We start from the raw sequence: 9482 nt of genomic DNA on the forward strand, positions 1-9482 counted from the left end.
CCTATCCCCTGTGTGCCTTGCCTCCCACGACTGATATTTCACATAAGAAAAGTGATATATTTTGTAGTTCTAGAACTACATTTTTTTTGCGTCTTCAAGAAACTTAGCTAATCCAATATCAGTTAATGGATGTTTCAAAAGTCCCACGATAGAATCCAATGGGCAAGTACAAATATCTGCGCCTAATTCTGCTGCTTTTATTATATGCAATGGACTTCTGATTGAAGCTGCTAAGATTTCTGTTTTGTACTGCTGCACATCAAAAATATGTCTCAACTGACCAATTAATTCCATTCCATCCCAGCCACTGTCATCAACACGTCCTATAAAAGGAGACACATAAGTTGCTCCGGCTTTAGCAGCCAGAATTGCCTGACCTGCTGAAAAAATCAGGGTACAGTTGGTACGGATACCATTATCTGTAAACCATTTAATTGCCTTAATACCATCTTTAATAACAGGAACTTTCACAACAATATTCGGATGAATGGCTGCCAGTTTTTTCCCTTCTTCTACCATAGTTGCAAAATCAGTAGAAAGTACTTCTGCACTCACATCCCCATCTACCAATTCACAGATGGTCTTGTAATGCTGCGCAATGGCTTCTTCGCCTTTTACGCCTTCTTTTGCCATCAGGGAAGGATTGGTGGTTACGCCATCCAGAATCCCTAAATCGTTGGCTTCTTTAATTTGAGCAAGGTTACCTGTGTCGATGAAAAACTTCATAAAAGTGGAGTTAAAAATATGGCAGGCTACTCGCATCGCACCGCTACAACCGCTTATCCTTGCTGCATTCCTGCCCTGGGGAGGTTCAGCAGGAGCTGGTCGTGCAAGACCTGCCACGGCGCAAAAGTAAGGATTGATTGCTTACCTTTGAAAAAAAATTATTTATGGGTGTAGCAGATCAGTTAGCACAACTAAAAGCCGAAAAAGCTGCGGCTAATTTAAAAGAAGGGCAGGCATTTTTAGCAGCCAATAAAGAGAAGGAAGGTATTGTAGAATTACCCAGTGGATTGCAATATGAAATCATCACACAGGGCACAGGACCTAAACCTTCTGCAAGTAACGAAGTAACCTGTCACTATCATGGTACATTAATTAACGGAACCATTTTCGATAGTTCTGTACAGAGAGGGCGTCCTGCATCCTTTCCGCTTAATATGGTAATTAAAGGCTGGACCGAGGGATTACAACTGATGCCAACTGGAAGCAAGTGGCGTTTTTTCATCCCTCCGCATTTAGGATATGGTGAACGTCAGGTTAGTGCTCAGATTGGGCCGAACAGCACATTAATTTTTGAAGTAGAATTAATTAGTTTTATCTAAAATTTTATTGAAACTCGCTGAGCTCCAACCAGCGGGTTTCTTTTTGTTCCAGCTCTTTTTCTATTTGCAACAGTCGCTCGCCCATTTTTTGCATGTCGGCGTAATCGGCATTACCTGCGCTCATTTTAGCTGTAATTTCATCTTTCTCCTTTTCCAATAAAGGCATTTCTTTTTCCAATGTTTCCAGTTCTCTTTTCTCTTTATAACTTAAAACCTTCTTAACCGGAGAAGCAGTTGTAGTTGTTTGCTTTGTTACAATCTCTTCGGTGCTTGCGCCTTTTCTTTTATTAGTTTCCAGATCGTCCCATTTCTGATCTTTCTTTTCATTTTCCTTTAACCAAAGTCTGTATTGAGTATAGTTACCGGGGAAGTCTCTTACTTCCGCATTGCCTTCAAATACAAACAAGTGGTCTACCAGTCTATCCATGAAATAACGGTCATGGGACACGATCAAAATACAACCCGGATAGTCTATCAGAAAATTTTCAAGCACAGCCAGTGTGGGCAAATCCAGGTCATTGGTTGGTTCATCCAGAATTAGGAAGTTGGGATTGCGAAATAAAACAACCAGCAATTGCAGGCGTTTCTTTTCTCCTCCACTCAAAGAATTTAAAAAAGTGTATTGCTTATCCGGAGTAAATAAGAACAACTCCAGAAACTGGGCTGCACTTAAGGTTGTGCCGTCTGCCAATGGAAAATTCTCTGCAAAACTTTTCACATATTCAATCACCCTTACATTCTCTTTAAATACCAGCCCCTGCTGCGAAAAGTTGCCGAATACTACTGTATCTCCAATATTGATTTTACCACTGTCTACGGGTTCTATTCCCTGTAGAATATTCAAAAAAGTAGACTTACCAACTCCATTTTTCCCTACAATACCAATTCTTTCACCCTTGCTGAACTGATAATCAAATCCTTTCAAAATGGGCAAATCACCATAACTCTTATACACTTTCTTCAACTCAACTACTTTCCCTCCCAGCCTGCTCATTTTAACCTGCAACTGCAGTTGGGCATCTTCAATCTTTTGCTTGGCCTTGGCTTCTACTTCATAAAAATTATCCTGCCTGCTTTTACTTTTGGTAGTTCTGGCCTTGGGTTGCTTACGCATCCATTCCAGTTCTTTTCTATAGGTATTTCTTGCTTTATCAATACTTGCCTGTTCACTTTCAATACGAGCCGCTTTCTGTTCCATGTATTGCTCGTAATCACCTTTGTAAACGTATAGATTTTCCCTTTCCAGTTCCCAGATTTCTTCACAGGTTGCATCCAGAAAATAACGATCGTGACTTACCAATAGTAATGTTACTTTTTCCTGTGAGAGATAATGTTCCAGCCACTCAATCATTTCCACATCCAGGTGATTCGTAGGTTCATCCATTATCAATAAAGTATGCTGATGAGCAAAACCAATATCAATCAGGGTTTTCGCCAGGGCCACTCTTTTTCTTTGACCTCCGCTAAGGTCTTTTACCGGGTTGGTAAGGTGGTGAATATTCAGTTTTTCCAGAATTTGCTTCACTTTGGCTTCAAAATCCCAGGCACTTAAATTGTCCATAGCTTCAATGCCTTCCGTTATGCCAATGGCATCTTCCGCTTCTATGGCAGCTTCGTATTTTTTAATGGCATTAATAACAGGATGATTCAAATGGAATATATTTTCAAGCACCGACCAGGATTCTTCAAACTGGGGATCCTGCTCAAACAAAGCAACGGTTACATCCTTGTGAATCCATACTTTTCCTGCATCCGGGGTTTCCAGACCAGCCAGAATACGTAACAAAGTAGACTTACCTATCCCGTTCCTGGCTATAAGGGCTATTTTATCACCTTCGTTAATATGAAAAGAAATATTCTTGAAAAGGGGGTTTATACCGTAGCTTTTGGTTAAACCTTCAACTGAAACATAATGCATCTTGCAAAACTAAGTATCTTAGACGCTAATTCCGAGAAACACTGAACCTAGTTTAAAAAGAAATGATCAAAACCCATTTAAGGAACTTAAGTATAAGAAACAAGCTTTTTCTTTCCCATTTCCTAATATTACTGATAACACTATTAATCATTGTGATATCAGTTAAAGTAAATGACAAAAGACTGATCATTCACCAGATGATTGGCCAACTGGATAAAATCAGGACCTATATAGGGAAGCAGGCAGCTGCCAGGCAGATTTTTTTAACTACTGATCGGTTTTCGGAAAGTTTTTACGTTACAGGCTCTTCCACTGCTGTATACCAATATCAACAACTGGTTAAGCAAATAGACAGTAGCTTGATTGCAATTAATGAAAACAAAATTGCTACCCAACCACATATTGCTGAAAAACTGCTATCCATTACCAGAAATATACATGCACAGGAAGTGTTTTTTGAGAGAATGGTCGACTCAGTAAAACAATTGGGAATTGGTGAACAGGGTTTAATGGGTGCATTATTAAAACACAAAAAAGAGCTTAAAGATAACAGACTGATATCCGAGACCGATCTAAACAGTCTGGAACAACTTTCAAGTGACTATTTCAATAAGAAAAGCCAGTCGGCTGCCATATCTTTTGACTCTCTGGCACGCAAACTCATTTATGTGTATGAGAACAATCCTACAGCTGAAATTATTCTGGATGAGTATCGGAAAACATTTGTAAGAATTGTGAAACTGGAGAGAAGCATTGGAGGCTCCGATGAAGATGGCCTGCAAAATGAACTAATTAAACAGAGCAAAAGCAATGACGAGCAAATTGATGCTGCCTTACAGTCTATAAACCGGTTATATGAAGAAGATCTGGGCCGGATTGAATTGATTTTTTATGGATTAATCGGTGTAACACTTATTGCAGGGCTATTGCTGAGCTATCTGATATCAATGGAAATAACACGTCCACTAATTGAACTGAATAAGGCAACCAAAGAAGTAGTGGCAACTAAATTCAAAGATGATATTAATCCGGATTTTATAGACGAAATGCGAATGGATGAGATTGGTCAGCTGGCAATTAATTTTAACCTGGCTATCCGAAAAATAAGAAGGTCTATCAAAATCATTCAGGATAAATCGGAAAGCTTGCAGGCTAAAAATCAGCAATTGCTGGAAAATGAAGAAACACTGAAAATGATCAGTGCGCAGAAAGACAAATTCTTGTCGATTATTTCACATGATATGAGGGCCCCGCTAAGCAGTATTATTAGTTTCCTGGACTATTATAAAGACAACTTTAAAAATTTCAGCGAAGCGGAAATTGAATTTGTATCCAGTAATTTAAATACCCATGTAAAGAAAGTGGTTGAGATGCTGGATGGATTGTTAATGTGGTCAAGGTCGCAAACCGGCGAAATTCAAATGAATCTTCAGCCAATTGATCTGGCTCAGATAATAACAGATACCATCTCTATACTAAACCAAAGTGCCGTAAATAAAAAAATCAGAATCAGACCTTATATTCATAGTCAGCTGATCTGGGCAGATAAAAATATGACTGCCTTTATTATTAGAAATATCATCAGCAATGCAATTAAATTTACAAATGAAGGAGGCATCATTGACATCAATACAAAACGAAACAAATACAATGCATTCGTGATTATTAAAGATTCCGGAGTTGGCATGTCTCCGGATGCCTTATCCAGATTGTTCCAGGACAATGTTAGCTACTCTACATTTGGCACTGCTAATGAAAAGGGAATTGGTTTAGGGCTTGTATTGTGTAAGGATTTCATGAATAAAATGAACGGCAATATTGAAATTGAAAGCTTGCAGGGAGAAGGCACTACAGTGAATTTATTATTCCCCTTAGTTGGAAGAGGCGACTCATGATGCACTACTACTACATATTGAACAAACCTTGTAATATGGTTTCTCAATTTAAAAGCAGTCATGAAGTTCCTCTATTGGGAAACCTGCATTTCAATTTTCCGGAAGGGACACATGCCATCGGAAGACTGGACCAGCATTCGGAAGGACTTTTGCTTTTAACTACCAATAAAAAAGTAACCAGACTTTTATTTCAGGGTGAATCACCTCATTTTAGAGAATACCATGTATTAGTTAATAGCAGGGTAAATCAGGATCAATTAAATCAGTTAAGCCAGGGAGTGCAAATCAGAACCGGGAACGAGATGTTTTATACAACCCGGCCCTGTAAAGTTAGCCTGGTTGACCCCCCCGCAATTCAGTTTAATAGTGATTATAATCCTTCTGAAAGGGTACCGCATACATGGATCAGCATTAGTCTTACAGAGGGCAAGTATCACCAGGTAAGAAAAATGCTTACAGCTGTTGGCTTAAAATGCAAAAGATTGGTTAGAATCCGGATTGAAAACCTGCAATTAGGCAATCTGGCACCCGGTTGCATAAAGGAACTAACTGAAGAAGAATTCTTTACAGGACTCAAAATCAGTAATTATTAGATACAGGAGATAAGCCCTGCTCCCTCCCCTAATCAACGAACTATTTCGTATTTTTATGGTTTATATACCATGAAGCAATTCACGATACCCAATATATACCGCAGCCACTTTATCAGCCGAATCAAGGAAAACAGGAAAGCAGCCGATAAACTGAAAAAAGATTTCAGCCCCACTTTGGTGAAACTGGGACCGGTCAATATTTTTCTGGCAAGGCATTTTGGCTTCTGCTATGGGGTTGAAAATGCCATTGAAATTGCCTTTAATACCATAGATCAAAACCCAGGGAAAAGAATTTTTCTATTAAGCGAAATGATTCACAATCCTCAGGTGAACAGGGATTTAATGGAGCGCGGAGTACAATTTCTTCAGGACACTTATGGCAAACAAATCATACCATTTGATTCTTTACAGCCCGATGATGTAGTTATCATACCTGCTTTCGGTACTACGCTGGAAATAGAAGCATTGTTAAAAGCAAAGGGCATTGCCATTGAAAAATACAATACTACCTGCCCATTCGTAGAAAAAGTATGGAACAGGAGTGAACAAATTGCGGCCAAAGGATATAGCATCGTGGTTCATGGAAAACCCAAGCACGAAGAAACAAGGGCAACTTTTTCACATGCATCTGCCAATACTCCTACTGTAATTGTGAACGATATGGCCGAGACCATTGAATTGGCCAAATTCATGACGGGAGAAAATAAACCCGAAGATTTCTATACGGTATTTAAAGGTAAATATTCAGAAGGATTCAATGTAGAGAAAGACTTGCAGAAAATTGGAGTAGTTAACCAGACTACCCAGCTGGCTACTGACACACAAGCCATTTCCGATTATTTGAAATCTGTGCTTATACAGCACTATCAATTAACCAGCGAAACAATTGCCAATCACTTTGCAGATACTCGAGACACTTTGTGTTATGCCACTAACGATAATCAATCTGCCGTAAAAGGAATGCTGGACACAGAAGCGGATCTGGCCATCGTAATTGGGGGTCACAATAGCAGTAATAGTTCTCATCTGGTAGAACTTTGTGAAGCCAGGTATCCTACTTACTTTATTGATGGTCCTGACAAATTGATTGATAAGGAAAATATCCTTCACTGTAATTGGCAAACAAAAGAATTTACCCAAATTGCAAATTATCTTCCCAAAAAGGAAACCATCAATATTGTAATGACCAGCGGAGCAAGCTGCCCTGATGCAGTAGTGGAAGAAGTAATCAGAAAGCTGGGAATATTTTACGGCGTTGAACTAAATGACGCAGAAGATTAGTTTACAAAATTCCACCAAATACCAATTCGGTTCCAAACCCCTTGTGCGGGATATTGATCGGAAAGCAGATTTACTTTTGAAAACAAGGTGTTCAGGTTTTCAAAACGGATAAATCCTTTAAAGCTTTTAATTCTGAAATGAAGAAAAGCATGCATGTCGGGCCTGTTATTAAAAGTCTGGCTGTTCTGATAGAAAAACTGGCCCAGCAGCGGACTATAGCCATCCGCTTTGAATGGAGTATTATACCTGATTTCTAAACCGGTAGACAAGAATAAATTGGTATAGAAGTTACCTTCAAAGGCCAATCTGTTTCTGGTAATGATTAAAGGCAAATTAACGGGTGCAGTGCCTACCGTTTTTTGTGCATGAATTTCCGTATACCAATTCAGATGACGGGTCAGTTTAAATTTCTTGAAAATGCCCAGCTTTACAACGTTAAAAAGGGTTGCTTCCTGTTTGGCTGCAAAAAAACTATCAAAGTAAAGGTAATTGCTTACCAAACTGTATTCTGCAGAGACACTGAATGCTTTTGCCGGATTATCGTAAACACCAAAAAACTTTACAATATTCTCTTTATTAAAGCCTGTTCTGTTTTGAACCGGAAAAGTACTCTGTGCATTAAAAATAAACGACGGGGTACGATTCACATTGTGAAACCCAATATTCAGATAACCAATTTTCTTTCCCAGTAATCTTTTCATACTTACTAAAGCACTGTAATCTCCGGCATTATACCCATTCAGGTATAACTCCCCTTTTGCTTCCAGATCCCAAACCTGATTCTTGGTTCTGTTTCGGTATTCACCAATGGCGTATATATTGTTAAGCTTTACTGAATTGAGTGTGTCAAAATTTCCACTGATCTGCTGAAGTGCAATTGCTGCTTTTAAAAACTGACTTTGATTGGATTTATCAGGAAAACTGATTAAGGCAAATTCATTAGTGAGAATTTTCCAGCTATCCTTGAACTGAAAATTCTGACCATTTCGGGTTATGTAATTAAAATAATTAAGATATCGCAAGGAATCCACATTATTGTCAAAAAACTGACCCAGTTGTTGTTGATATTTTAAAGTATGCTCAATTCTAAAGCGGGGATAGAAAATTTTGTAGGTGGCTGAATCGGTTACCAGTGAATCTTTTTTACCCAGGTCGTAATGATGACGAATCAACAGCATATTATCCCTTTGTAAATGTCCGGTGCTAACATTGGTGTTAAATGGATTTCTGATGGCAGCTCCGGACCTCCCTAATCTTGTCTCCAATTCAAAAGGGTCATTCAGTGCCAGACTATCCAGTTTTTTAACATCAACCAGACCTCCGTTTTCAGAAACAGAAGACTTATTGGAAATGTAGAGAAAGAAAATTTCGTATTGTCTGTTATTAGACTGATAATGAGAAGTAAATCTAAAGTTATTGTGACTGGCATTCTGGTTTTTAAGAGCACCCGGGGAATTGCTAAACCTGTATTCAAATCCAAAATTAAAATTCGACTTCCGGTTCTGTGTATGCTTTAAATCTATCAGTTGTTCTGCTTTAGCTCCCAATAAATAACCCAGTTCTGTATAGGGTCTGGTAGTCTGATAAAACCTTGTATTCTCTAAGGTAAACTTATAAATATCAAATGCGTGAAAACCAGCATCAAAACCCGTTTTCATTAAAGGATTGAACAACATAGACCTGGCAGCTGTTCCAAAATTACCCAAATGATAATGGGTAAATGGCATAGGAAACCGGGTAGTAAAATCATTGATGGAAGAATCTAATGCGCGATTTCGGGTTGAATCGAATGATTTATAAAAAATGGTAATTGAGTCTGCGTATAAGTCTCTTTTCTGCAAAGAATCCATTTTAGATTTCCGGGTCCCCATTTGCTGCATCATATTTCCGGCAGCTGGAAATGAACCCATACCTGGCCTGAATCCCTGTGCCCATCCCCATTCTGCATCCGTAATTACGAATAGCAGCATTAGTAATCCAAGAATGGTTCTGCGCTTCATCATGCAAAATGAGTAATAACTTATAAACTACGGATCAATTCCTTGAACAATAAAGTAAGTTTCGGCTCTGCTGCTGTTGCTGCTTCCAACACTTCCTCATGCGTAATTACATTTTCCTCTTCTCTGATACCTAAATCGGTTATTACACTGGTAGCAAAAACTTTCATACCACAATGCACGGCAACTATATTTTCCTGAACCGTACTCATTCCCACAGCATCACCACCCAAAGTATGTATCATTTTATACTCTGCTCTGGTTTCAAAAGTGGGTCCGGTTACGCCTGTGTATACTCCTTTTTTCAACTCAATCTGGTTCTGAGCAGCTATTTGCATTGCTTTTGCAATTAGTTCCTTGCTGTAAGGCTCACTCATATCAGGGAATCTTGTACCCAGTTCCTCTTCGTTTTTACCTAATAACGGATTCACCACAAACAGGCTGATATGATCGGTAATTACCATTAAATCACC

The 9482-nt window shown here is 38.8% G+C and carries 8 protein-coding genes and 1 other RNA gene; 4 read left to right on the forward strand and 5 right to left on the reverse strand.

Features of this window, described 5'->3' with window-relative positions:
• Positions 1-75: 75 nt before the first annotated feature.
• Both fsa and ffs read right to left on the reverse strand, forming a co-directional pair.
• Complete coding sequence (gene fsa, locus P767_RS0105975) at positions 76-726, reverse strand: fructose-6-phosphate aldolase (protein ID WP_026763801.1); 651 nt, start codon at positions 724-726, stop codon at positions 76-78.
• 16 nt (positions 727-742) lie between these two features.
• Positions 743-842: signal recognition particle sRNA small type (gene ffs / locus P767_RS17910), an RNA gene on the reverse strand.
• Positions 843-890: 48 nt separating this feature from the next.
• Here ffs and P767_RS16060 point away from each other — a divergent pair.
• Positions 891-1325 carry an FKBP-type peptidyl-prolyl cis-trans isomerase gene (locus P767_RS16060; protein WP_051417183.1) on the forward strand — a complete coding sequence of 145 codons (435 nt, stop codon included), beginning with the start codon at positions 891-893 and terminating at the stop codon, positions 1323-1325.
• Between the two features lie 4 nt (positions 1326-1329).
• Here the strand turns inward: P767_RS16060 and P767_RS0105990 are convergent, their stop codons facing one another.
• Positions 1330-3243, reverse strand: a complete 1914-nt coding sequence (locus P767_RS0105990) for an ABC-F family ATP-binding cassette domain-containing protein (RefSeq protein ID WP_026763802.1) — start codon at positions 3241-3243, stop codon at positions 1330-1332.
• A 152-nt stretch (positions 3244-3395) separates the two neighbouring features.
• On the opposite strand from P767_RS0105990, the gene P767_RS0105995 reads away from it, so the two are divergent.
• The 3 genes from P767_RS0105995 (at position 3396) to P767_RS0106005 (ending at position 7012) form a co-directional block, all read left to right on the forward strand.
• On the forward strand, positions 3396-5138 hold the full coding sequence (locus P767_RS0105995; protein WP_026763803.1) for a HAMP domain-containing sensor histidine kinase: 1743 nt from the start codon (positions 3396-3398) through the stop codon (positions 5136-5138).
• Positions 5138-5731: a pseudouridine synthase gene (locus P767_RS0106000; RefSeq protein ID WP_026763804.1), complete on the forward strand. Its 594-nt coding sequence runs from the start codon at positions 5138-5140 to the stop codon at positions 5729-5731. Before P767_RS0105995 ends, P767_RS0106000 begins: the two co-directional genes overlap by 1 nt.
• A gap of 69 nt (positions 5732-5800) precedes the next feature.
• The gene (locus tag P767_RS0106005; protein WP_026763805.1) at positions 5801-7012 is read left to right on the forward strand and encodes a 4-hydroxy-3-methylbut-2-enyl diphosphate reductase; all 1212 of its coding nucleotides are present in this window, start codon (positions 5801-5803) and stop codon (positions 7010-7012) included.
• On the opposite strand, the gene P767_RS16065 is transcribed toward P767_RS0106005, so the two are convergent.
• Together P767_RS16065 and P767_RS0106015 are read right to left on the reverse strand one after the other, a co-directional pair.
• On the reverse strand, positions 7009-9015 hold the full coding sequence (locus P767_RS16065) for a putative porin (RefSeq protein WP_084799838.1): 2007 nt from the start codon (positions 9013-9015) through the stop codon (positions 7009-7011). The two genes, P767_RS0106005 and P767_RS16065, sit on opposite strands and share 4 nt — an antisense overlap.
• A gap of 17 nt (positions 9016-9032) precedes the next feature.
• Positions 9033-9482, reverse strand: a 450-nt coding sequence (locus tag P767_RS0106015) for a purine-nucleoside phosphorylase (protein ID WP_026763806.1), incomplete at its 5' end; no start/stop codon positions are given.

It is taken from the genome of Sediminibacterium salmoneum NBRC 103935 (genome assembly GCF_000511175.1).
GTDB classification, from domain to species: domain Bacteria; phylum Bacteroidota; class Bacteroidia; order Chitinophagales; family Chitinophagaceae; genus Sediminibacterium; species Sediminibacterium salmoneum.

Excerpts from the sequence above, each read along its gene's own strand:
- P767_RS16065 (WP_084799838.1), bottom strand. The coding sequence starts at position 9,015 with ATGATGAAGCGCAGAACCATTCTTGGATTACTAATGCTGCTATTCGTA.
- fsa (WP_026763801.1), bottom strand. The coding sequence starts at position 726 with ATGAAGTTTTTCATCGACACAGGTAACCTTGCTCAAATTAAAGAAGCC.
- P767_RS0105990 (WP_026763802.1), bottom strand. The coding sequence starts at position 3,243 with ATGCATTATGTTTCAGTTGAAGGTTTAACCAAAAGCTACGGTATAAAC.
- P767_RS0106005 (WP_026763805.1), top strand. The coding sequence starts at position 5,801 with ATGAAGCAATTCACGATACCCAATATATACCGCAGCCACTTTATCAGC.
- P767_RS0106000 (WP_026763804.1), top strand. The coding sequence starts at position 5,138 with ATGCACTACTACTACATATTGAACAAACCTTGTAATATGGTTTCTCAA.
- P767_RS16060 (WP_051417183.1), top strand. The coding sequence starts at position 891 with ATGGGTGTAGCAGATCAGTTAGCACAACTAAAAGCCGAAAAAGCTGCG.